Raw genomic sequence first — 22,031 nt, 5'->3', positions numbered from 1 at the left:
GGTCCGGGGGACGGGCGGCAGGGCGGGCGTGTTGGCTTGTCGGATGCAGACGTTCCTTCCCTACGCCGACCTCCGAGCGAGTGTCGAGGTGCTCGACGACCGGCGCCTGGGCAAGCAACGGGTCGAGACACTGCAGGTCATGCGGGCGCTCGTCGTCCCCGGCTACGGCTGGCAGAGCCACCCGGTCACGGCCATGTGGCGCGGCTTCCGACCGGCGCTGATGGCCTACCAGGTCGAGACCTGCGCGGCGTGGGTCGCCCGGGGGTTCGCGGACACCTGCCTCGACAAGACGCTCGCCACCCTCGACGAGGTGCCGGCCGACGCCGCTGCCTTCCGGGCGGGTCAGTACGACCTGCCGCCCTGGTTCGGCCGCGACGACGTCCACCGTTCGCACCGCTCGAAGCTGCTGGCGAAGGCCCCGGAGTCGTACGCCGAGGCCTTCGGCGACGAGCCCACCGACCTCGACTACGTCTGGCCGGTGTCGTCGGCACGCGGCACCTCGACCTGATCGGGGGCCGCCCGCCGGCGCGGTCAGGCCGCGCGCGCCTCCAGCAGGTCGAGGGCGGCGACGATCTCGTCGACCTCGGTGCGGGTGGTGTAGTCGGTGTGGACGTCGGCGAAGACCACGGTGCCGTCGCGGTCGATCACGAGCACGGTCGGGAAGGGGATGTCGCCGGTCGCGTCGGCGTTGCTGTCGGCGACGTCGAAGCCGAGCTGCGTGTGCACCGCCCGCGCGTCGGCGCTGGGCTCGGTGCGGATGCCGAGGGCGCCGGTCAGCACGTTGCCGGGGTCGGACAGCACCGGGAACTCGAGCGCGCCGTTCGTCACGGACGCCTCGGAGCCCTCGGGCGTCTGAGGGCTGATGGCGACGAGGGCGACGCCCCGCTCGCGGAGCCGGGGCAGCAGCTCGGCCTGGTACGTCTTGAGGGTGAGGTTGCAGTACGGGCACCAGGCGCCGCGGTAGAACACCAGCACGGCCGGCCCCTCACCGACGGTCTCGGCGAGCGAGACCTCGTCACCGCGGGGCGTCAGCAGTGTCGCCTCGACGAGCGTGTCGCCGGGCGCGACGGCGTCGTCGGGCACGCCGGCCTCGCGCAGGGCGCTCTGCTCGTCGGCGAAGACCTTCGAGAAGTCGGGGCCGATCTGGGCGCTGAAGCCCTCGTCGAACTCGGCGACCTGGTCGGCGATGCGGCGGTCGGGGGTGGGGGTGCTGGCGTTCGACATGGTCGTCCTCTCGCGGTGACGGGCTCGCCGGGTACGGCCGTCGGGTGCCGCCGATCGTAGGCACGTCGCACGAGGCCGAGCTGCGGCGTCGTCACGGGGCGTCACACACGGGTGCGGGCGCGGGCGGTGATCAGCTCCAGCGGCGATCAGCTCCGGCAGTGATCAGCTCATTTGGTGATCAGCTGCGGCCCTGATCAGCTCTGGCAGTGCGGGCACCAGTACGTGTCGCGCAGCTCGAGCTCGCTCTCGCCGAGTTCGCCGCGGACGATCTTCGTGCCGCAGCGCAGGCAGGGCTTGCCCGCCCGGCCGTACACCCAGTCGGTCGTGCCCCGCAGGTTGCCCGTGGTGGTGCGGTCGACGCGGTCCTTGTTGGCCTGGATCAGCCGGTGGGCCAGGTCGATCATCTTCGGCCGGTTCTCGACCGCGCCGACGGGCCGCGTGGGCAGCACGCCCCGCAAGAAGCAGAGCTCGTTGCGGTACACGTTGCCGACCCCGGCGAGCACCCGCTGGTCGAGCAGGGCGAGCCCGACCTCGCGAGTCGGGTCGGCCTCGAGGTTCGCGAGGGCCCGGGCGGCGTCCCAGTCGGGGCCGAGCAGGTCGGGGCCGAGGTACGAGACGACGCTGTCGTCGTCGTCGCGGGCCACCAGTTCGACGATGCCCAGGTCGAAGCCGACGGCCACCCACTCGGCGGTCTCGAGCACGACGCGGGCCTGGTAGGCCGGTCGCTTCCACCTCGTGCCGTGGCGGTAGACGTGCCACGACCCCTCCATCTTGAGGTGCGTGTGCAACGTCACGTCGCCGATGTGGTGCAGCAGGTGCTTGCCCCGCGCGATGACGTCGTCGACGACCTCGCCGGTCAGGTCGACCGTGGCGAACGCCGGCACCCGGAAGTCGCTGGCCGTGAGCGTCTGGCCGTGCAGCACCGCGTCGAGGTTCTTCGCGGCGCGGTAGACGGTGTCTCCCTCGGGCATCGGTCAGGACCTCAACCGGATGCCGCTCGGCGTGGGCGCGAAGCCGGCGTCGCGCAGGGCGTCGCCGAGCGGGGTGCCCAGCACGAACTCGCCGTCGACCCGCTCGACGGCCAGCTTGCCGAGGCGCGTGCGGACGGTGGCCGCGAGCGACGCGGCCGCGAGGGCGAGCTCTCGTTCGTCGGGTTCGCCGAAGGTGAGGACGGTCTTGCCGCCGCGCTCGACGTAGACGACGAGTCGGCCGTCGACGAGCACGACCAGCGACCCGGCCTTGCGGCCCGGCCGGTGCCCGGACTTCTTCTTGCCGCCCGCTGCGGTGTCAGCCGAGTCGGCGCGATCGGACCCCGAGGAGGCGCGGGTCGTGCCCGCCGTGGAGCCCGCGTCGTCGCGCGTCCCTGCCCCGGTCGCCGTGGTCGCCGCCGCCGAGGTGGCGGCTCGTGCCGCCGCGCTCGCCACGGCCGCGGCCTCGTCGGCGGACGCCCCGTCGAGCGTCTGGCCGGGCCATGGCAAGGCGGCGCCGTAGGGGTTGGCCGGGTCGGTCGCGGCGAGCGTGACCACGGGCACGTCACGCTGACGGCCCGCGGCGACCAGGGCGTCGTCGTCGCGCCGGTCGCCCTCGTCGCGGACGAACGAGCGCAGGCGGTCGACGGTCGGCCCGGTCGCGAACTGTGCGGCGCCGAGCCCCTCGACGAAGTAGCCGCGACGAGCGCGGCCGGTCTCTTCGAAGCCGCTCAGCACCTTGTAGGCCGTCGAGAAGCCGCCGCGGACGCCCTCGTTGACGACTGCGCCGCGCGTGACGACGCCGTGGCGTTCGAGCAGGATCTCGGCCGTCGCGGCGGCGCGCACCGTGCCGTCGGGTTCGGCGAGGGGCAGCAGCGACCACCGCCCGCCGACGGTCGGCGGGCCGGCCTGGCGTGGCATGGCCACGCGACCGCGGCTGCGGTACGACGAGCGGGACCGGGTGGGCGTGCGCGGCTTCGGCGTGCGTCCGCCGCCGACCTGGGTGCGCAGCGGGGCGAACGTGTCGTTGGTGATCTGGCCCGCCCAGACGAGTTGCCAGATCGCGGTGACCAACGAGTCGTCGTCGGTGCTGCCGACGGCGTCGGAGAGCTGCCGGAAGAAGTACGCGCCACCACCGGCGAGGGCGGCGAGCACCTCGCGCTGCAGGTCGTCGGTCTCGGCCCCCGACGGTTCGGGCAGGGTGACCTGGGCGCCGTCGGCGAGGTGCAGGCTGACCCAGCCGTCGTGACCGGGCAGGGTGCCCGTGCCCGACCAGATGACGTCGCCGGTCGCGGTGAGCTCGTCGAGCATCGAAGGGTTGTAGTCGGTCACGCGGGCGGGCAGGATCAGGGACTCCCACGCCGAGGCGGGCAGCGAGACGCCGCTCAGCTGGTCGACGACCTGGACGACGCCGTCGAGCCCGCGCAGGCCCGAGCCCTTGAGCCCGGTGGCGACGTGCTGCCAGGCGGGCAGGAAGCGGCCGAGGGTCTCGGGCGCCACGGGTTCGACCTCGTGCCGCAGCGCGGCGAGCGACTTGCCGCGCAGCCGACGCAGCACCTCGGAGTCGCACCACTCGCTGCCCTGCTGCCGTGGTCGGAACTCGCCCTCGACGACGCGACGCTGGGTGGCGAGCTTGCGCAGGGTGTCCAGGACGACGGCGGTGCCGAGGCCCAACCGGTCGGCCACCATGGCGGGGGTGAACGGCCCGTGGGTGCGGGCGAACCGGCCGATCAGGTCTCCCAGCGGGTCGTCGACGGGTTCGACGAACGCGGTGGGCACGCCGATCGGCAGGGCGACCCCGAGGGCGTCGCGCAGGCGCGAGGCGTCTTCGATGCCGGCCCAGCGCACGGTGCCGGCGTGGGTGAAGCGCAGCACCCGGTTGGACCAGGCGAGGTCGGTCAGGGCCGTCTCGAGCGACCGGTGGGCGTCGTCGCGTGCGGCGACGTCGCCCGTGACCAGGGTGGCGGCCAGCCAGCTGCGGTCGATGATCTCGTCGGTCGTCAGCGGGCCGAGCAGACGCAGCAGGTCGACGACGCCCTCGATGTCGCGGGCCCGACGATCGGGCGCGAGGCGCTGCAGCTCGAGTTCGTGCTGGTCGATGACGTCGGCGTCGAGCAGCTCGCGCAGCTCGGCCCGGCCGAGCAGCTCTTGCAGCAGGCTCGAGTCGAGCGAGAGGGCGGCGGCCCGGCGTTCGGCCAGCGGCGAGTCGCCCTCGTACATGAAGGCGGCCACGTAGCCGAACAGCAGCGAGCGGGCGAAGGGCGAGGGCACCTCGGTCTCGGTCTCGACGATGCGCACGGTGCGGCTGGCGAGGTCGCGGGTGAGGCTCATCAGGGCCGGCAGGTCGTACACGTCTTGCAGCACCTCGCGCACGGCCTCGAGCACGATCGGGAACTGCGGGTACTTGCGGGCGACGTCGAGCAGTTGCGACGACCGTTGGCGCTGCTGCCAGAGCGGGGACCGCTTGCCCGGGTTGTAGCGCGGCAGCAGCAGGGCCCGGGCGGCGCACTCGCGGAAGCGCGACGAGAACAGCGCCGAACCGCCGACCTCTTCGGTGACGATCTCGTCGAGGTCGTCGAGCTCGAACGAGAACAGCTCGGCCCCGGGAGGCTCGGCGTCGGTGTCGGGGATGCGCACGACGATGCCGTCGTCGGCTGCCATCGCGCCACCGTCGACCCCGAGCTGGTCGCGGATGCGGGCCGAGACGGCCAGGGCCCACGGGGCGTGGACCTGCATGCCGTACGGCGAGTGCAGGATGAGCCGCCAGTCGCCGAGCTCGTCTCGGAAGCGTTCGACGACGAGGGTGGTGTCGGTCGGCACGTACGAGGTGGCGGCCTTCTGCTCGGCGAGGAACGCGATCAGGTTGCGGGCGGCGCGCTCGTCGAGGCCGCCGGCCGCGACACGGGTCGTGGCGTCGGCCTCGTTCGAGTTCGACAACTCGCGGACGTAGCCGCCGATCGCCTTGCCGAGCTCGGCGGGCCTCCCGATGCCGTCGCCCTTCCAGAAGGGGACGCGGCCGGGCTGGCCGTACGCGGGCGACACGAGCACGCGGTCGTGGGTGATGTCTTCGATCCGCCAGCTGGTCGCCCCGAGGGCGAAGACGTCGCCGACCCGTGACTCGTAGACCATCTCTTCGTCGAGCTCGCCGACGCGAGCGGCCTTCTCACCGACCATGAACACCCCGAAGAGGCCCCGGTCGGGGATCGTGCCGCCGCTGGTGACGGCGAGGCGCTGGGCGCCGGGCCGACCGGTCAGCGTGCCGTGGACGCGGTCCCACACGATGCGGGGTCGCAGCTCGGCGAACTCGTCGGACGGGTACTTGCCGCTGAGCAGGTCGAGGGTGGCGTCGAAGGCCGACCGGGGCAGCGTCGCGAAGGGCGCACTGCGCCGCACCGTGTCGAACCAGTCGTCGGCGTCGAGCTCGTCGAGGGCCACGGCCGCGACGGTCTGCTGGGCCAGCACGTCGAGGGGGTTGGTCGGCACGCGCAACTCTTCGATGAGCCCGGCGACCATCCTCTCGGCCGCCACGGCGGAGTGGATCAGGTCGGCACGGTGCTTCGGGAAGAGCACGCCGCGCGAGGTCTCGCCGACCTGGTGCCCGGCCCGCCCGACGCGCTGCAGGCCGCTGGCGACCGAGGGTGGCGACTCGACCTGGATCACCAGGTCGACGGCGCCCATGTCGATGCCGAGCTCGAGCGAACTCGTCGCGACGACGCAGCGCAGGCGGCCGCTCTTGAGGTCGTCCTCGATGAGGGCCCGCTGGTCTTTCGACACCGACCCGTGGTGGGCCCGGGCGAGCAGGGGGTCGCTGCCCGCGGTCTGGCCCGAGCCGCCCATCAGCTGGGCGGGGGCGCCGCCGCCGACGGCCGGGTTGCGCTGCGACGCGGGGGCCGGGGCGAACGGGTCGACGGTGTCACCGGCCGCGCCGTCGCCGACGCGACCGGCCGCGACCAGCTCGCCCCGCGCCTCCTGGTCGTCGTCGTGGTCGTCGCCGTCCGTCGAGGAGGCGCGGGCGGCGGAGGCGTCTGACCGTGCGTTCTCGGTCGCGCGCTCGGCGGCCTCGAGGTCGCCGCCCTGACGTACGATCCAGATGTCGTTGAGCCGGGCCGTGAGGCGTTCGGCCAGGCGGCGCGAGTTCGAGAAGACGATGGTCGACCGGTGCGCGGCGATCAGGTCGACGATGCCCTCTTCGACGTGCGGCCAGATCGAGCCTTGGGGCGCCGCCCCGGCCGCCGACCCCTCGAGCGGAGCGGCGGTGCCGAGTTCGGTCATGTCGTCGACGGGCACCACGACGCGCAGGTCGAACTTCTTGTCGGCGCGCGGGTTGACGATCGTGACCGGTGCCGGCCCGGCGAGGAATCGCGCGACCTCTTCGGGCGGCCGCACGGTGGCGCTGAGGCCGATGCGCTGGGCGGGCTTCTCGAGCAGGGCGTCGAGTCGTTCGAGCGAGAGGGCCAGGTGGGCACCACGTTTGGTGGACGCGACGGCGTGCACCTCGTCGATGATGACCGTCTGCACGCCCTTGAGGGTCTCGCGCGCCTGAGACGTGAGCATCAGGTAGAGGGACTCGGGCGTCGTGATGAGGATGTCGGTGGGGGTGCGGGCGAGGCGACCCCGGTCGCTCGAGCTGGTGTCGCCCGACCGGACGCCCACCGTGATGTCGGGAGCCTCGGTGCCCAGCCGCCGGGCGGTCTGGGTGATGCCCACGAGCGGCGAGCGGAGGTTGCGCTCGACGTCGACGCCGAGCGCCTTGAGGGGCGAGATGTAGAGCACGCGGGTGCGGTGCAGCTTCTCGTCGGGCGGGGGCGACGAGGCCAGCGAGTCGATCGACCACAGGAACGACGCGAGCGTCTTGCCCGAGCCGGTGGGCGCGATGACGAGGGCGTGGTCGCCCTGGCTGATGGCCGTCCAGGCGCCCTCTTGTGCCCGCGTCGGCGCGGCGAAGGCCCCCCGGAACCACTCGCGGGTCGCGGGGGAGAAGCGGTCGAGCACGTCGGTCATCGGTGCCATCCTGCTCTGCACCACCGACATTCCGCCGGGGGTTCAGCTGAGCGCGGTGGCCTCGCCTCGGCGTCCGGAGCGTGCCGCGAAGGCGTCGAGCGCCGAGAGGACCTCGTCGGCTCGCCAGATCGTGCCCAACTTGTACTCGGCCTTCTGCTTGAGGACGCCCGACTCGACCAGCCGACGGAGCAGCGGGTAGACGTTGCTCGGGGCGAGCGACAGGCGGCTGGCGGCCGTCGCGGCGTCGACGACGGGCTGGTGGACGAGCAGGTCGAGCAGGCGCCAGACCGACGAATCGCTCCGTGCCGTCACCCGGGTCGTCCACGACGCCCTCACGTCGTGGAGATCGTCCACGAGCCTGCGGGCGTTCGCGACCGCCCGCAGGGACGCCTCGGCCGTCAACCGCACGATCGGGTCCAGCTCGCCTGCTCGGTAGGCGGTCAGGGCCCGGTGGTAGGCGTCGACGTCGGTCAGCAGGCCGGCCGAGACCGGCACGGTCACGGATCGCGTGACCCCCTTGGAGCGCAGCATCGCCTGGGTCAACGATCGCCCCGTCCTGCCGTTGCCGTCCGTGAAGGGGTGGATCGTCTCGAACTGGGCGTGGGTCACGGCCGTCTGGACGAGGACCGGCAGGTCGTCGCGCCGCGCGAACGCCAGACAGTCGTCGAGCAGGGCCGGGACCCGGCTGCTGACCGGCGCGACGAACTCGGCGCCGACCGGGCTCGAACTGCTGCGACCGATCCAGACCTGTTCGTCGCGGAGGGCCCCTGGCGTGTGGCGTGCGTCCGAGGCCATCAGCGTGGCGTGCATCGTGAGCACGGAGGCGCGGGTCAGGTCGTCAGCCAGGTCGATCGCTGCCGACATGGCCCGCGTGTTCGCGGCGATCAGGGTGGCGTTGCGCTTGCGCTCGTCCCCGAGTTCGGCTGTGAACACGGAGCGCGCGGTCGCGGTCAGGTTCTCGATGCGGGACGAGGCCACCGCCTCGCTTCGCAGCAGGAGTGGCGCGAAAGCGGCCACCTCGCCACCGAGGGTGGCGTCGAACCGCGTCAGTTCGAGTGACGCGTCCTCGGCCAGGGCGGCGACCTCGGCTGACGGGGCGGGACTCGAGTCGTGGATGAGAGGAGGCACCGCTGCCTCGAAGACGACCGCCCGGAGCGGCTCGGCACGGAGGCCCACCGTCGGTCGTCCGGACGGGACCCAGTCGACCTTCTCGTGACCGATCGGTGGCCAGGGTGTCGACACGTCACCTCGCAAGTCAGAACGGGACCGGAGCATTTTATGAGCTGTGCATCGATCTCACAAAACACCACGACGATGCTACGGCGCTCTCCTAGACGGCGCAACCGGCCGGCGGCGTCGGCGGCCCCGGCTACGGTGGGCGCATGCCGAACCTGTTGCACCTCGACTCGTCCGCCGACCTCACGACGAGTCGTTCGCGCGCCATCACCGCGGCGTTCGCCGACGCCTGGCGCGACCTCGGCGACGACCACGCCGTCACCCGTCGCGACCTGCACGTCGACCCCCTGCCGCACCTGAGCGACAGCGCGCTGCACTGGCCTCCGCGGTTGCGGCGCGCGGGCGACGCCCCCGACCCCGCGCACGAGGCCCTGCAGCAGGCGCTCATCACCGAGCTCGTGGCCGCCGACGTCGTGCTGATCGGCGCCCCGCTGTACAACTACTCGTTGCCCTCGACGCTGAAGGCCTGGGTCGACAACATCCACCTGCCCGGGGTCACCGCCCCCTTCGACGGCGACGACCAGCAGCCGATGCTCGGACGCACCGCGGTCGTGGTCACGAGCCGCGGCGGCTCCTACGACCCCGGCACGCCCACGGCGGGCTATGACCACGCCGTCCCGGTGCTCGAGATCGTCCTCGGCGCGACCCTCGGCATGCGTGTCGAGACCATCACCACGAACCTCACGCTGAGCGATCGCCTGCCCATGCCCGACGAAGCGCGCGAGCGTGCCGTCCGCGAGCTCGGCGAGGCGAAGGAGGCGGCGGTCGCCTCGGCCCGTCGCCTCGGCTGACGGTGTCGTCGCGTCCCCGGGGCGGTCGCCGGGCCGGTGCCGCGCGTCGCGTGACGTCCGTCGTCGCTCGGGTCTTCGGCATGCTGTCCGCGGCCCTCGCCATCATCGGGCTCGTCCGGCTGCTGCAGGGGCAAGCCGGGTTCGGCGCCGCCTTCCTGTTCGCCGCGTTCGTCTCGGTCGTCGTGTCGTACGCGCTCGTCCGCAGCGTGAACGCGTCCCGGCAGCGTCCCGCCGGGCAGCGTCGTCCCGACGGGCAGCGACGTACCGACGGGCAGCGACGTCCCGACGGGCGGCCTCGTCCCGACGGGCGGCCTCGTCCCGACGCGCAGCCTGGGCGGGGCGACGACCGGCGTCGCTAGGCTCGGCGGCATGCAGAGCCGCACCCTCGGAACCCGTTCATCCTTCCTCGCCGACCGACCCGTCTCGGTCGTCGGCCTCGGCACCTGGCAGCTCGGAGCCGACTGGGGCGACGTCTCCGAGAGCGACGCGCTCGACGTGCTGAGCGCCTCCGTCGAGTCGGGGGTGACCTTCTTCGACACCGCCGACGTCTACGGCGACGGCCGGAGCGAGCAGATCATCGGGCGCTTCCGTGCGTCGAACCCCGACGTGCCGCTCACCGTCGCGACCAAGATGGGTCGTCGTCTCGAGCAGGTGCCGTCGAACTACGTCAAGGAGAACTTCGTCGCCTGGACCGACCGTTCGCGTCGCAACCTCGGCGTCGACACGCTCGACCTGGTGCAGCTGCACTGCCCTCCGACCGCCGTGTTCGAGAGCGACGCCGTCTACGACGCGCTCGACGAGCTGGTCGAGGCCGGGGCGATCCGTGCCTACGGCGTCAGCGTCGAGGAGACCGCCCAGGCCCTGACCGCCATCGCGCGGCCGAACCTCGCGACCGTGCAGATCATCCTCAACGCCTTCCGGCTCAAGCCGCTCGACGAGGTCCTGCCCGCCGCGCAGCGCGCCGGGGTCGGCATCATCGCCCGCGTGCCCCTGGCCAGCGGCCTGCTGTCGGGCAAGTACACGACCGAGACGACGTTCGCCGAGAACGACCACCGCAGCTACAACCGTCACGGCGAGGCGTTCGACCAGGGCGAGACCTTCAGCGGCGTCGACTTCGAGCAGGGCGTCGCCGCCGCGCAGGAGTTCGCCGCCGCCGTCCCCGACGGCGTCACCGTCCCGCAGGCGGCCCTCGCCTGGATCGTCGAGCAGCCGGGCGTCAGCACGGTGATCCCCGGCGCGCGCAACGTGGCCCAGGCGACCGCGAACGCGGCGGCGGGCAGCGTGGGCGACCTCGACGACGGGCTCGACAGCGAGGTCGTCCGCATCTACGACCAGTACTTCCGCGAGGCCGTGCACGGCCGCTGGTAGCCCCGGCACGACGCCGCGCACCCGCATGACGGGTCGGGTCAGCGCGGGCCCGGGGTCGCCACGAGACGGCCGATCAACGCCACGCCCGAGCCGATGATCAGCCCGCCGACCACGTCGGACGTCCAGTGAGCCCCCACGTGGAGGCGCGACCACGAGACCGCGCCGGCCAGTGGCACGAGGGCTGCCGCGGCCCCGGGCGACTCGATCGCGACGCCGGTGACGAAGCCGGCGGCACACGCCGCGTGGCCGGAGGGGAACGACGCCGAGAGCGGCTGGCTGCGCAGCCGTCGCTCGATCGGGACGTCGTCGATCAGCGGGCGGTTGCCGCCGAAGATGCGCTTGCCCACGATGTTCGCCATGGCGCTGGCGAAGCCGAGCGAGAGCGCGCCGCGGACGGCGGCCCGCCGCTGGCCGACGAGGGCCAGGCCCGTGGCCACGGCCGCCCACAGCAGCCCGTGGTCGGCGAAGTGGCTGAGGCGGCTGAGGTTCCGGTCGACGACGGGAACGCCGCGGACCGCGTTGATGCGCTTCGCGGCCCGACGGTCGGCACGCAGCACCCAGGCGGGCAGGACCTGACGGGGCGTCTCGGAGGGCAGGGGGAGCAGGGGCACCGGTCCACCGTATCTTTCCTCGGGGACGGTGCCCGCGCCTCCTCGGGGTGGACGCACGAGGCGGCGGACGGGTCGAGGGGTACAAGCTGGCCGGTCGGCGACGGCCGCCGCGTACACCGGGGACATGGCAGACAACATGTACACGCCCCAGAACCCCGTCACCCAGTACCCGCAGCCGCCGTTCGAGCACCAACAGCAGAGCGCCCCCGGCGACGTCCACGCCATGAAGCCCGAGCCCGACCACGGCGAGACCAGCTACGTCGGCAGCGGCCGCCTGGCCGGCCGCAAGGCCCTCGTCACCGGTGCCGACAGCGGCATCGGTCGCGCCACCGCCATCGCCTTCGCCCGAGAGGGTGCCGACGTCGCGCTGAGCTACCTCGCCGACGAGCAGTCGCAGGCCGAGGAGGTCGCCGCCCTCGTCCGTGAGGCCGGTCGGACGGCCGTCCTGCTGCCGGGCGACCTGCAGGTCGAGCAGACCAACGTCGACGTCGTCGAGAAGACGGTCGCCGAACTCGGCGGGCTCGACATCCTCGCGATCATCGCCGGCGTCATGCCGACGGTCAGCAGCATCGACGACTTCGAGACCCAGACCCTCGACCACGTGCTGAAGGCCAACATCTACCCGCTCTTCTGGCTGACGAAGGCCGCGTCGACGCACCTGAAGCCGGGTGCGTCGATCATCACCACGTCGTCGATCCAGGGCTTCCAGCCGTCGCCCGACCTCGCCGAGTACGCCGTGTCGAAGGCCGGCATCGCCAACTGGACCCGCGCCATGGCCCAGCAGCTCGCCGAGCGTGGCATCCGCGTCAACGGCGTCGCTCCCGGCCCGGTCTGGACGCCGCTGCAGCCGGCCTTCGTGCCGAACGAGAAGATCGAGAGCTTCGGTTCGGAGGCCGCCTACGGTCGCCCCGGCCAGGCCGTCGAGCTCGCCCCGTCGTTCGTCTTCCTGGCCAGCCAGGAGTCGAGCTACATCAGCGGCGAGACCATCGCCGTCACGGGTGGCACGCCGATCCACTAGGTCACTCAGCCTCCGAGGACACCGTCGAGTGGACGAGGCACCGCTGAACACCGCGGTGCTTCGTCCACTCGACGGTGTTCTGATTCGGGGCGTGCCGCGCCGGGCCGGGCCGCGCCTGGCCACGCGGGCCCGGGATCAGGGGTGCCGCACGCCCTCGCCCGCGATCACGGCGCGGTACCCCTCGCGGTGGGTCGGGTACGTGAAGGCGAACCCGGTGCCGCGCAGGCGGGCGTTCGACAGTCGCTTGTCGCCCCCGGCCTGGCGACCCCGAGGAGGCGCGCTCGGCGGCACGGGCACCCCCAGTTCGCCGGCCACGAACGTCAGCACGTCGTCGAGCCTCGACGGCTCGTCGTCGACCCCCACGTACAGGTCGTCGGTCACGCCCGGGGTCGTCGTGAGGTGGACGATCGCGGCGGCCGCGTCGTCGCGGTGGATGCGGTTCGTGTGCGGCGAGCTGCCGGCCGGCTCGGCCGACCGGGCCTCGCCCCCTCGCACCTGCTCGATCAGTCGCTCACGGCCGGGGCCGTAGATGCCGCCGAGCCGGAGCACGATGCCGTCGGGTCGGCGCTCGTGCAGCAACGCCTCGGCCTCGAGGATGACCTCGGCCGTGGGCGAGGCCCCGGTCGCCGGGGTCGCCTCGTCGACGACGCTGCCGTCGTCGACGTCGTACACGGCGGTGGACGAGACGAACAGCACCCGGGCGTCGGCGGCACCCGCCTCGTCGAGGGCGTCGAGGACGTTCCGCAGACCATCGACGTACGACGCGCGGTAGGTGTCGACGTCGCGCGACCCTGCCGAGAGGGCGACGACGACGACCTCGGTGTCGGCGGGGATCGTCGGGCGGGTCGTGCTCAGGTCGACCGACACGCCCTCGATGACGTCGGGCAGCAGGTCGGCGGACCGCCGGAGCCCGATCACCCGGTGCCCGAGCGATGCGAAGCGGAGCGCGGCCTCGGTGCCGAGGTCGCCGCAGCCGGCCAGCACGACCGTCATCGCGAGGCCTCGTCGGCGGAGCCGGCGAACCGGTCGGTCGCCGCGATCAGCGCGTCGAGGATGCCCGGCTCGTCGAACGCGTGCCCCGCGTCGTCGACCAGGACGAACTCGGCGTCGGGCAGTGCGGCGTGCAGGTCGAAGGCCGTGGTCGCCGGGGTGCACAGGTCGTAGCGGCCCTGCACGATCACCGTGGGGATGTGCGCCACGAGGTGCGCGTCACGGATCAACTGCCCCTCGTCGACGAAGCCGCGGTTGACGAAGTAGTGGTTCTCGATGCGGGCGAAGGCGAGGGCGAACGCCGGGTCGGAGTAGCGCTCGACGAGGTCGGGTCGGGGCAGCAGCGTGATCGCCGAGGCCTCCCACGTCGACCAGGCCACGGCGGCGGGCCCGTGCACGGCCGGATCGGGGTCGGCCAGCAGGCGCGAGTAGGCCTCGATCAGCCCGCCCGGCCGACGTTCTCGCACCGGCACGGGGGCGAGGTACCCCTGCCACCGGTCGGGCAGCACGTTCGAGGCGGCACCCTCGTAGAACCAGTCGAGCTCGCTCTGGCGCAGCGTGAAGACGCCTCGCAACACGAGCTCGGTGACCCGGTCGGGGTGGCTCTCGGCGTAGGCGAGGGCCAGCGCCGAGCCCCACGAGCCGCCGAAGACCTGCCATCGCTCGATGCCGAGGTGCTCGCGGAGCACCTCGAGGTCGGCGACGAGGTGCTGCGTCGTGTTCGTCGAGAGGTCGGTGCCGAACGTGCCTGCGTGCGGCGTGCTGCGGCCCGCCCCGCGCTGGTCGAGCAGCACGATCCGGTACCGCGCCGGGTCGAACAGCCGACGGTGGGCGGGTGACGAGCCGCTGCCGGGCCCGCCGTGCAAGAAGACCACGGGCTTGCCGTCGGGAGCGCCGCATTCTTCCCACCACACGTGCTGGCCGTCGCCGACGTCGAGCAGGCCGGAGTCGTACGGTTCGATCTCGGGGTAGAGCGGAGGCATGTCGACGAGCGTAGCCGGGGGCACCGACGCCGGACGGCGAGGTGACGGACCTGTGGGTGGTGACCCGCGCCTCCTCGGCTGGGGACGAGGTGACCTGTGCCGGACGGTCGCGGGGCTCAGAGGCGGGCGAGCGTCAGGTCGTCCTCGTCGCCGTCGAACCAGCGGTCGAGCACGGCGCGGAACACCGGTTCGGACGGGTCGGCCCGCCCGAACAGCGTCATCGACGAGCGCAGCTTGATGGCGTCGACGCCGCCCATCAGGTCGTCCGCACTCGGGGCGGGTGCCTCGGCGACGACGCCGGCCGCCTCGCGCAGCCGGGGGCCGAGCACGGGGTGTTCGAGGTAGGCCCGTGCCTCGTCGAGCGACCGGATCGAGTAGGTGCGGTCCATGCCGCTGTGGCCGAGACCGGCGATCTGGGGCAGGACGAACCACATCCAGTGCGACGACTTGCGTCCCCTGCGCAGCTCGCCGAGTGCTCTCTCGTGCGTCGCGGCGGCGTCCTGGGCGTCGACGAAGCGCTGCAGGTCGTAGGGGACGTCCATGAGTCCGTTCTACGCCGCGCCCTCACCGCAGGTGCTCGCGTGACGGCGGGCCTCGACGCTAGGCTGGCGGGCTGCCCGACCGGGTGGCAGGCGGGTGGCCGCCGACCACCTCCAGCCCGGGAGACCCCGTGACCGACCTCGTCATCGACGAACTCGTCGTCCCCACCACCCTCGAGCCCGGCGGGCACGCCGCCCGTGTCGCGGACTACGTCGAGGCCGTCGCCCTCGAGAACGCCGTGCAGGCCGAGGTGCTCGGCTTCGGCGACCTCGACTTCGGCCCCGCCGAACAACTCCCGCAGTGGCACGACCCCTTCTCGCCTCGGCGGCTCTTCGTCGTCCGGTCCGGGGGCCGCATCGTCGGGCAGGCGACGTACGAGACCCTCGCCGACCCGGCGGTGACGACGTGCTGGCTCGGGGTCGCCGTCGCCCGCGAGCACCTTCGTCGCGGCGTCGGCACGGCCCTGCTCGACCACGTCGAGGCCGTCGCCCGGGCCGCCGGTCGCACCGACGCCATCTCGTTCGTCGCCTCGGCCCAGGGCGCCGCGCCGGCCGACCGCCTCGAGGCCTCGACCGGTCACGGCGGGGTGCCCCGCGCCTCCTCGGAGGTCCGCTTCGCGCTCGCCCGCGGCTACGCGCTCGGCCAGGTCGAGCGCATCAGCCGACTCCCGCTGCCGGTGGACGAGGAGGCGCTGGCCGCGATCCGTTCCGAGGCGCGGGCCGCGGCGGGCGACGAGTACCGCGTCCACACCTGGTCGGGCCCCACGCCCCGGCCGTGGCGGTCCGACGTCGCGGCGATGGCGACCGCGTTGAGCACCGACGCGCCGACGGGTGACGTGCCCGAACCCGAGGACGTCTGGACCGTCGAACGACTCGTCGAGGCGGAACGGCGACGTGCCTCGACCGGACGGGCGTCGCTGACCGCCGCGGCGGAGCACGTGCCGTCGGGTCGACTCGTGGCGTGCTCCGATCTCGCGGTGCCCGACGACGCCTCCCGCCCGGTGATGCAGCAGATGACCCTCGTGCGGCGGGACCACCGCGGGCACCGGCTCGGCTGGCTGGTGAAGGTCGCGAACCTCGACCAACTCGCCGTCGAACGCCCCGGGCGGTCGGCCGTGCTGACCTTCAACGCCGAGGAGAACCGCCCGATGCTCGCCGTCAACGAAGCCGTCGGGTTCGTGCCGGTCGGCGTCGAGGGGGTCTGGCACCGGCTGCTCTGAGGCACGTGCCGAACCCCACCGGCGGATCGTGCCGAGGCATGCCGAACCCGAGCGGCGGACGGTGCCGGCCCGCGAGGGCCGGCCGGGTCATGCGACGAAGTCGGCGCTGACCTCGGCGGTGACCTCGATGTCGTCGGGGTGCAGGTCGAACGTGGTGGGGCCGCCCGTCGAGAACGTCGCGGCGGCGCGGGCGAGGCCGAACGGGCTGCCACCACCCGACGCCCCCGGCCGCAGCCCCGGCTCGAAGACCGACTGCAGCGTCGGCTGCCCGAGCCCGAGGGCCTCGGCGTAGTCGCCGGCCCGGCCGACCGCGTCGGCGATCGCGGCGACCCGCACGGCCTTCTCGACCTCGGGGCGTCGGGCGTGGCTCAGCGACCACTCGATCCACTCGATGGTCACCCCGGGCTCGACGGCGACGTCGCCCACCCACGACGCCAACGCGTCGAAGTCGCTGAACCGGACGTCGACGGCCGCCCGCGTGCGGAACCTCACGACCGAGGAGGCGCGGCTCGGCTCGCCGCCGTCACTGCGGTCGGTCACCGCCTCGGTCACGACCCCGACGGTGACGCTCTGGGCGCTCCACCAGGTGGCGGCCTCCTGTCGGCGCCAGGCGGTGGCCTGCTCGGTGAGGCGGGCGTGCACCCCGGCGGTGTCGCGCACGACCTTCTCGCGGTCGTCGCCCTCGAAGCCGACGCTGAGGTGGACGACACCGCGCTCGGCACGGTGGCGGTGGGTGGCGGAACCGGACACCGAGAGCGTCGCCATCGCGCGCCTCCTTCGTCTCGACGGGTGCTGCAGGGTCTGTCAGGGGGGGGCGTCGGCGGCCGTGGGCGGCCGGCCCGGTCGACGCCCGGCGGCTCACCCGGCCGGGTCGGCCGCGGCCACCGGGGTGCCGGCGTCGGTGATCGGTGTCGCCATGACGCGACCGATGAACGCGTTGAGGTCGTCGAGTTCTTCTTGCGAGACGCCGTGCGCGAGCCCGGGGTAGACGGTCTGCTCGGCGTCGGCGTGTTCGTCGAGCCAGGCCTGGGTGCGCTCGACCGCCTCGACGGGGATCACCTGGTCGACGTCGCCGCGACCGTAGAACACCGCGGGTCGCGCGGCGGCCAGGGCCTCGTCGCGCGCGCCGGCACGCTCGAGCGCGTCGTCACCCGCGGCGGGGACAACGAAGCCGGCCAGCACGGCGGCGAAGGCGAACCGCTCGGGCGCGTGCCGCAGCAGCTGCAGCGACAGCGAGCCGCCCTGCGAGAAGCCGAGCAGGCTGACGCTCGGGTGGACGTCGGGCAGGGTGTCGAGCCAGGCGAGGACGGCCTCGGCCGCGTCGTCGACGGCGCCGGGGTCGGGTGCGCCGGGCGTCGAGAGCGGGTACCACGAGAAGCCGTCGCCGTGCGGCAGCGGTGCCCGGAGCGACGCGGCCACGAACTGCTGCGGCAGGTACGGGGTGAGGCCGATCAGGTCGCCCTCGTGCGAGCCCACGCCGTGCAGCAGCACGAGCAGCGGTCGCCCCTCGCGCTCGGCCTCGACGGCGGACCACTGGACGAGGGACGGGTCGATCTGCACCATGGGCCGAGCCTAGCGACGGGTGCCGACATCGGGGCCGGTGCTGTTCGCCCGTAGCGTCACGCGCCGCGATCGCGCTGCCGGACCGGTAAGAATGGCGCATGAGTTCCGTGCGGACACCCGACCCCGACCCCAATCCCGGCTGGCTCTCGGAAGACGAGCTCTTCCACGCGCGGCAGCACCTGCCGATCCTGTACGTCGAGGCCGTGCCCGTGCGGACCGACGGCATGGGGGTCGTGACCGAGGTCGGGGTGCTGCTCCGCGCCTCCGACGAGGGGTCGATCTCGCGCATGCTCGTCTCGGGCCGCGTGATGTACGGCGAGAGCCTGCGCACCGCTCTGTTCCGCCACCTCGAGAAGGACCTCGGGCCGATGGCGTTCCCGCAGCTGCCGGCGTCGCCCGTGCCGTTCCAGGTGGCCGAGTACTTCCCGCTGCCCGGCTCGTCGGTCTACACCGACCCGCGCCAGCACGCGGTGTCGCTCGCCTACGTCGTGCCCGTCACCGGCACCTGCGACCCGCGGCAGGACGCCCTCGAGCTGACCTGGCTGACCCCGCACCAGGCCGCCTCCGACGAGGTCGCGGCCGAGATGGAGGGCGGCCGCGGCTCCCTGCTCCGCAGCGCCCTCGCCTCCGTCGGCGCCCTGCACTAGCCGCCCCCACCACCCCAGACCCCAGCAAGTCGCTCAGACCCCTGGGCGCGAGCAGGGGCCTCGGCGACTTTCTGGGGTCTGGTGCAGTTGTCCACAGGCAGGCGGCTGCGGGAGGCGCGCGTCGCGACGATCGGCCAGGCTCGAGTCCGTGCCTGCCTCCGACGACGACCTCATTCGACGGACGACCTGGCTGCGCGGTGGTCGTGACGACCACGAGCTCCGCCGCCGTGTCCGAGTCGGCGAACTCGTGCGAGTCGCCCCCGGAGCCTTCGTCCCCGCATCGACCTGGACCGAGGCCGATCCACGTCAGCGACATGCCTTGCGGGTCCGGGGTGTCGTCGGCCGGCTGACGTCGGACGTCGTCGTCTCGCACGAGTCGGCACTCGCCCTTCACGGGTTCCCACTGCTCGGCCAGTGGCCCGAGCGCGTGCACGTCGTCGACCGACGGCGCTGCCGCACCCTGACGTCGTCGACGCTCGTCCGGCATGCCGCCCGTGTCGGCGCCGGCGATCTGACGACCAGGTGGGGCATGCCCTCCCTCGTACCCGTCCGGGCAGCTCTCGACGTCGCCCGCACCCGTGACCTCCGCGGGGGTCTGGTCGTGATCGACCACGGGCTCCGTTCGCGGGCGTTCGACCGGGTGGTGGCTCGTTCGTACCTCGAGGCCCGTTCCGCGTTCCGGGGCACCAAGGTGGCCGCCCTGGCCCTGGCACTGGCCGACCCGCTCTCCGAGTCTGCGGGTGAATCACTCAGCCGGGCAGGCATGTACGAGGCCCGGCTCGCGCGACCGGTCCTGCAGAAGTGGTTCCACGACGCCGAAGGACGCATCGGCCGGGTCGACTTCTGGTGGCCGTGCTGCGGGGTCGTCGGAGAGTTCGACGGCCTCGTGAAGTACCTCGGCCGAACCGAACGTGGCGGCAGGACACCTGAGCAGGTCGTGGTCGACGAGAAGCTCCGCGAGGACCGCATCCGCGCCGTGCCCGGCGTCCGTGGGTTCGCCCGGTGGACGTGGGACGACGCCCTGAGGCAGCGCCCCATGATCGACAAGCTGTCCGCTGCCGGCCTGGCCCGCTGTTCGCACGGGCCGTGGATCGCCGAAACCCCATGAAGTCGCCGAGACCCCCGTGCGCGCGTGGGGGTCTCGGCGGTTTCGTGGGGTCTGACGCGAGCGGCTACTGCTCGATGTCGGAGAAGAGCGCCTTCAGGCCGGCCTCGCCGAGGGCGAAGACGGTCGGGAAGAACTCGGCGGCCTCGGGGCCCGCGACGGCGGCACTCGCGGCGTCGTAGTCGGCGAAGTACAGGTCGAGCGTGCGGTAGGCCGGCGTCTCGGTGCCGTCCTCCTTCGGCCAGACCTTGGCGGACTCGAGGCGCTCGAGGCCGGGCAGCTTCCGGGCCAGCTCGAGCGATGCGGGGTAGTCCGCCTCGAACGCGGCGGGGTCGGTCGGGTTGTCGTAGACGATCGTGATCTTGGTGGGCACGGGGCGGCCTTTCGTCGGAGGATGGCGCGGACCGTCGGCGGTCCGATCGACACCCAACCGGCGGAGTCTGTGCGCAGTCTGCACGTGGCCGCTAAACGAACGACCCCGGGCCGGGCGACGCGACCCGAGCCTTCGGGTGCGTCGTCCGGACCGGGGTCGGTCCGTGTGTCAGAGCTCAGGAGGCGCGGGTCGTCCCGTCAGGACGGCCCACCCCACCGGCGTGGTCGCCTCAGCGACCGCCGCGCTGGCCGCCGCCGGTGCGGGCCTTGCCGCCGACGAGGCCGCCGACCTTGAGCGAGCCGGGACGGCCACCCTCGGAGGAGGAGCGGCGTCCGCCGGAGCGCTGGCCACCGCTGCGCTGCTCGCCGTCGCGCGAACCGCCGAGCGACGCGGCGAACTCGGCCTGGTCGTTGCGGACGGCGTTGGTGCGGCTCTGGCCGCCGTCGCTCTGGGTGCCGCTGCTCTGGGCGCGGCGACCGGTCTGGCGGGTGCCACGGGTCTCGTCGCGAGCTCCGTCGCGGCCACCCCGGGCGTCGTCGGCGACCGGGGTCACGGCGCCGCGGCCGGACTCGGTCGAGTAGAAGGTCGAGGCGCCACCGCGCGGGGCGGCGTCGCGACGCGCACCCTCGCGGCCACCCTGGCGGCCGCCGTCACGCGAGCCGGCCGAGCGACCCGCACCGGCACCGGCGCGACCGGCCTCGGAGCCGCGACCCGCGCCTCCTTGGCTGGGACGACCCGAACGGTCCTTGCGGGCGATCGGGGCCCCGGTGCTGTCTTGACGGGCGGCGCGCTTGCGCTGGGCGTTGGCGCCCTGCGAGCGTCCACCGCCACCCTGCTGCTGCTGGACGGCAGCCTTGGGCGAGGGCTTGACGTAGGCGGCGACCTGGCCGACGAGGGCGTCGACCTCGGGCGAGTTCGGCGTCACGGCGGTGATGGTCGGGCGGATGTCGGCCTTCTTCATCAGCTGGGCGACGTCGCGCTTCTGGCTGGGGATGACGAGGGTGACGACGTCGCCCTCGGCCCCGGCGCGGGCGGTGCGGCCCGAGCGGTGCAGGTACGCCTTGTGCTCGGTCGGCGGGTCGACGTGGATGACCAGCTCGATGTCGTCGACGTGCACGCCACGGGCGGCGACGTCGGTGGCGACGAGGACGCGGGCGCTGCCGTCCTGGAAGGCGGCGAGGTTGCGGTCACGCTGCGGCTGCGAGAGGTTGCCGTGCAGGTCCACCGAGGGGATGCCCGACTCGGTGAGCTTCTTGGCGAGCTTCTTCGCGTGGTGCTTGGTGCGCATGAAGAGGATGCGACGGCCCTGGCCGCTCGCGAGCTTCTGGATCAGCGCGTTCTTGCTGTCGACGTCGGGCGTCTCGAAGACGTGGTGGGTCATCTTGGCGACGGGCGAGTTGGCCTCGTCGACCGAGTGCAGCACCTCGTTGTGGAGGAACTGCTTGACCAGCTTGTCCACGCCGTTGTCGAGGGTGGCGCTGAAGAGCAGGCGCTGGCCGTCGTTGGGGGTGGCCTTGAGGATGCGCGTGACGCCGGGCAGGAAGCCCAGGTCGGCCATGTGGTCGGCCTCGTCGAGCACGGTGATCTCGATGGCGTCGAGCTTGACGAAGCCCTGCTTCATGAGGTCTTCGAGGCGGCCGGGGCAGGCGATGATGATGTCGACGCCGGCCTTGAGGGCCTGCACCTGACGGTTCTGCGAGACGCCGCCGAAGATCGTGGTGGTGCGCATGCCGTAGGCCTCGGCGAGCGGGGCGAGCACGGCGTCGATCTGGGTGGCGAGCTCGCGGGTCGGGGCGAGCACGAGGCCGAGGGGGCGGCCGGCGCGGCGGTTGCCGCCGGCGAGCTTGCCGCCGAGGCGGGCGGCCATGGGGATGGAGAAGGCGAGGGTCTTGCCCGAGCCGGTCTTGCCGCGGCCGAGCACGTCGCGGCCGCCGAGCGTGTCGGGCAGCGTGTCGACCTGGATCGGGAACGCGGTGGTCTTGCCTTCGGCGGCGAGGGACTTCACGATCGGGGCGGGCACGCCCAGCGAGCTGAAGGTGACGGCGTCGGCCGTCTCGTCGACGGTCGTGGCGTCGGTGTTCTCGGGGGCGGTGTTCGCCTGGTCGAGGGTGTTCGTTGACATGTGGTGCACCTTTCGGGGCATCGGTGTCGAGCCGGGCCGAGGCTGCCTGACCACCTGCTGGTGCGATGGCACGTCGGGGACGTGCTCGCACGAGGGCGGGGCAGTGCCGGGAGAACGGCTGTCGTAGCCGGGCTCGAGGTGTGGCGACGGTGCAGGTGTGCACGATCGTTTCGCCGCAGAGTGAGCTTCGCGCGCCTGCTGTTCTGCCTGGGTGTGTGCCAGGACGGAGAGGCGGTGAGGGGCGTGCTACGACGCAGGGAGCCGATCGGACC

Annotated in this window: 20 protein-coding genes; 8 read left to right on the top strand and 12 right to left on the bottom strand. The window is 73.1% G+C overall.

The genetic code is table 11. The features are described 5' to 3' along the window. The first annotated feature begins 43 nt into the window (after positions 1 to 43). A complete protein-coding gene (locus ASG05_RS08880; RefSeq protein WP_056259881.1) occupies positions 44 to 508 on the top strand; it encodes an MSMEG_6728 family protein in 465 nt (154 codons plus the stop codon). A 23-nt stretch (positions 509 to 531) separates the two neighbouring features. On the opposite strand, the gene ASG05_RS08875 is transcribed toward ASG05_RS08880, so the two are convergent. The 4 genes from ASG05_RS08875 to ASG05_RS08860 all read right to left on the bottom strand — a co-directional run bounded on the left by ASG05_RS08875 (position 532) and on the right by ASG05_RS08860 (position 8,435). Continuing rightward, complete coding sequence (locus tag ASG05_RS08875; protein WP_056259879.1) at positions 532 to 1,224, bottom strand: peroxiredoxin-like family protein; 693 nt, start codon at positions 1,222 to 1,224, stop codon at positions 532 to 534. Between the two features lie 194 nt (positions 1,225 to 1,418). Continuing rightward, complete coding sequence (locus ASG05_RS08870; RefSeq protein WP_056259877.1) at positions 1,419 to 2,195, bottom strand: DNA-formamidopyrimidine glycosylase family protein; 777 nt, start codon at positions 2,193 to 2,195, stop codon at positions 1,419 to 1,421. Between the two features lie 3 nt (positions 2,196 to 2,198). After that, entirely contained in the window at positions 2,199 to 7,193 is a 4,995-nt protein-coding gene (locus ASG05_RS08865) for a DEAD/DEAH box helicase (protein WP_056259875.1), read from the bottom strand. Between the two features lie 42 nt (positions 7,194 to 7,235). Beyond that, complete coding sequence (locus tag ASG05_RS08860; RefSeq protein WP_235491445.1) at positions 7,236 to 8,435, bottom strand: Fic family protein; 1,200 nt, start codon at positions 8,433 to 8,435, stop codon at positions 7,236 to 7,238. A 140-nt stretch (positions 8,436 to 8,575) separates the two neighbouring features. Between ASG05_RS08860 and ASG05_RS08855 the strand changes: the two genes are divergently transcribed. Genes ASG05_RS08855 through ASG05_RS08845 form a run of 3 tightly spaced genes read left to right on the top strand, consistent with a single transcriptional unit; the run spans position 8,576 to position 10,588 of the window. Beyond that, a complete protein-coding gene (locus ASG05_RS08855) occupies positions 8,576 to 9,220 on the top strand; it encodes an FMN-dependent NADH-azoreductase (RefSeq protein ID WP_056259872.1) in 645 nt (214 codons plus the stop codon). 50 nt (positions 9,221 to 9,270) lie between these two features. Continuing rightward, positions 9,271 to 9,579, top strand: coding sequence for a hypothetical protein (locus ASG05_RS08850; protein ID WP_157490148.1), 309 nt, complete (start codon positions 9,271 to 9,273; stop codon positions 9,577 to 9,579). Positions 9,580 to 9,589: 10 nt separating this feature from the next. Then, on the top strand, positions 9,590 to 10,588 hold the full coding sequence (locus ASG05_RS08845) for an aldo/keto reductase (RefSeq protein WP_056259866.1): 999 nt from the start codon (positions 9,590 to 9,592) through the stop codon (positions 10,586 to 10,588). Between the two features lie 38 nt (positions 10,589 to 10,626). On the opposite strand, the gene ASG05_RS08840 is transcribed toward ASG05_RS08845, so the two are convergent. After that, complete coding sequence (locus tag ASG05_RS08840; protein WP_056259865.1) at positions 10,627 to 11,199, bottom strand: phosphatase PAP2 family protein; 573 nt, start codon at positions 11,197 to 11,199, stop codon at positions 10,627 to 10,629. A gap of 124 nt (positions 11,200 to 11,323) precedes the next feature. On the opposite strand from ASG05_RS08840, the gene ASG05_RS08835 reads away from it, so the two are divergent. Continuing rightward, the gene (locus ASG05_RS08835; RefSeq protein WP_056259863.1) at positions 11,324 to 12,217 is read left to right on the top strand and encodes an SDR family oxidoreductase; all 894 of its coding nucleotides are present in this window, start codon (positions 11,324 to 11,326) and stop codon (positions 12,215 to 12,217) included. A gap of 135 nt (positions 12,218 to 12,352) precedes the next feature. On the opposite strand, the gene ASG05_RS08830 is transcribed toward ASG05_RS08835, so the two are convergent. From ASG05_RS08830 to ASG05_RS08820, 3 genes are all read right to left on the bottom strand, one after another. Beyond that, positions 12,353 to 13,210 carry an NAD(P)H-binding protein gene (locus ASG05_RS08830; protein ID WP_056259860.1) on the bottom strand — a complete coding sequence of 286 codons (858 nt, stop codon included), beginning with the start codon at positions 13,208 to 13,210 and terminating at the stop codon, positions 12,353 to 12,355. Next, a complete protein-coding gene (pip, locus tag ASG05_RS08825; RefSeq protein ID WP_056259859.1) occupies positions 13,207 to 14,190 on the bottom strand; it encodes a prolyl aminopeptidase in 984 nt (327 codons plus the stop codon). Before pip ends, ASG05_RS08830 begins: the two co-directional genes overlap by 4 nt. Before the next feature lie 116 nt (positions 14,191 to 14,306). After that, positions 14,307 to 14,732 carry a DUF1810 domain-containing protein gene (locus ASG05_RS08820; protein WP_056259855.1) on the bottom strand — a complete coding sequence of 142 codons (426 nt, stop codon included), beginning with the start codon at positions 14,730 to 14,732 and terminating at the stop codon, positions 14,307 to 14,309. Between the two features lie 128 nt (positions 14,733 to 14,860). On the opposite strand from ASG05_RS08820, the gene ASG05_RS08815 reads away from it, so the two are divergent. Continuing rightward, positions 14,861 to 15,949 carry a GNAT family N-acetyltransferase gene (locus ASG05_RS08815; RefSeq protein WP_056259853.1) on the top strand — a complete coding sequence of 363 codons (1,089 nt, stop codon included), beginning with the start codon at positions 14,861 to 14,863 and terminating at the stop codon, positions 15,947 to 15,949. A gap of 87 nt (positions 15,950 to 16,036) precedes the next feature. On the opposite strand, the gene ASG05_RS08810 is transcribed toward ASG05_RS08815, so the two are convergent. Continuing rightward, positions 16,037 to 16,714, bottom strand: a complete 678-nt coding sequence (locus tag ASG05_RS08810) for an SIMPL domain-containing protein (RefSeq protein WP_056259851.1) — start codon at positions 16,712 to 16,714, stop codon at positions 16,037 to 16,039. 93 nt (positions 16,715 to 16,807) lie between these two features. Next, the gene (locus ASG05_RS08805) at positions 16,808 to 17,512 is read right to left on the bottom strand and encodes an alpha/beta hydrolase (protein WP_082486574.1); all 705 of its coding nucleotides are present in this window, start codon (positions 17,510 to 17,512) and stop codon (positions 16,808 to 16,810) included. Between the two features lie 98 nt (positions 17,513 to 17,610). Between ASG05_RS08805 and ASG05_RS08800 the strand changes: the two genes are divergently transcribed. Then, the gene (locus tag ASG05_RS08800; RefSeq protein WP_056259849.1) at positions 17,611 to 18,159 is read left to right on the top strand and encodes an NUDIX hydrolase family protein; all 549 of its coding nucleotides are present in this window, start codon (positions 17,611 to 17,613) and stop codon (positions 18,157 to 18,159) included. Between the two features lie 529 nt (positions 18,160 to 18,688). Continuing rightward, positions 18,689 to 19,267 (top strand): hypothetical protein, encoded by a 579-nt coding sequence (locus ASG05_RS16295; RefSeq protein WP_157490145.1) that lies wholly within the window; start codon positions 18,689 to 18,691, stop codon positions 19,265 to 19,267. Between the two features lie 64 nt (positions 19,268 to 19,331). On the opposite strand, the gene ASG05_RS08790 is transcribed toward ASG05_RS16295, so the two are convergent. Then, positions 19,332 to 19,637, bottom strand: coding sequence for an EthD family reductase (locus ASG05_RS08790; protein ID WP_056259845.1), 306 nt, complete (start codon positions 19,635 to 19,637; stop codon positions 19,332 to 19,334). A gap of 229 nt (positions 19,638 to 19,866) precedes the next feature. Beyond that, a complete protein-coding gene (locus tag ASG05_RS08785) occupies positions 19,867 to 21,759 on the bottom strand; it encodes a DEAD/DEAH box helicase (protein ID WP_082486573.1) in 1,893 nt (630 codons plus the stop codon). Positions 21,760 to 22,031 lie beyond the last annotated feature (272 nt).

Source organism: Frigoribacterium sp. Leaf186 (assembly GCF_001423905.1).
GTDB lineage: Bacteria > Actinomycetota > Actinomycetes > Actinomycetales > Microbacteriaceae > Frigoribacterium.
The sequence above is the reverse complement of the archived record's forward strand: the minus strand, read 5'-3'. Positions and strand labels throughout refer to the sequence as shown.

Excerpts from the sequence above, each read along its gene's own strand:
- ASG05_RS16295 (WP_157490145.1), top strand. The coding sequence starts at position 18,689 with ATGCCCTCCCTCGTACCCGTCCGGGCAGCTCTCGACGTCGCCCGCACC.
- ASG05_RS08820 (WP_056259855.1), bottom strand. The coding sequence starts at position 14,732 with ATGGACGTCCCCTACGACCTGCAGCGCTTCGTCGACGCCCAGGACGCC.
- ASG05_RS08800 (WP_056259849.1), top strand. The coding sequence starts at position 17,611 with ATGAGTTCCGTGCGGACACCCGACCCCGACCCCAATCCCGGCTGGCTC.
- ASG05_RS08855 (WP_056259872.1), top strand. The coding sequence starts at position 8,576 with ATGCCGAACCTGTTGCACCTCGACTCGTCCGCCGACCTCACGACGAGT.
- ASG05_RS08865 (WP_056259875.1), bottom strand. The coding sequence starts at position 7,193 with ATGACCGACGTGCTCGACCGCTTCTCCCCCGCGACCCGCGAGTGGTTC.
- ASG05_RS08845 (WP_056259866.1), top strand. The coding sequence starts at position 9,590 with ATGCAGAGCCGCACCCTCGGAACCCGTTCATCCTTCCTCGCCGACCGA.
- ASG05_RS08805 (WP_082486574.1), bottom strand. The coding sequence starts at position 17,512 with ATGGTGCAGATCGACCCGTCCCTCGTCCAGTGGTCCGCCGTCGAGGCC.
- ASG05_RS08810 (WP_056259851.1), bottom strand. The coding sequence starts at position 16,714 with ATGGCGACGCTCTCGGTGTCCGGTTCCGCCACCCACCGCCACCGTGCC.
- ASG05_RS08835 (WP_056259863.1), top strand. The coding sequence starts at position 11,324 with ATGGCAGACAACATGTACACGCCCCAGAACCCCGTCACCCAGTACCCG.
- ASG05_RS08870 (WP_056259877.1), bottom strand. The coding sequence starts at position 2,195 with ATGCCCGAGGGAGACACCGTCTACCGCGCCGCGAAGAACCTCGACGCG.
- ASG05_RS08785 (WP_082486573.1), bottom strand. The coding sequence starts at position 21,759 with ATGTCAACGAACACCCTCGACCAGGCGAACACCGCCCCCGAGAACACC.
- ASG05_RS08830 (WP_056259860.1), bottom strand. The coding sequence starts at position 13,210 with ATGACGGTCGTGCTGGCCGGCTGCGGCGACCTCGGCACCGAGGCCGCG.
- ASG05_RS08875 (WP_056259879.1), bottom strand. The coding sequence starts at position 1,224 with ATGTCGAACGCCAGCACCCCCACCCCCGACCGCCGCATCGCCGACCAG.
- ASG05_RS08880 (WP_056259881.1), top strand. The coding sequence starts at position 44 with ATGCAGACGTTCCTTCCCTACGCCGACCTCCGAGCGAGTGTCGAGGTG.
- pip (WP_056259859.1), bottom strand. The coding sequence starts at position 14,190 with ATGCCTCCGCTCTACCCCGAGATCGAACCGTACGACTCCGGCCTGCTC.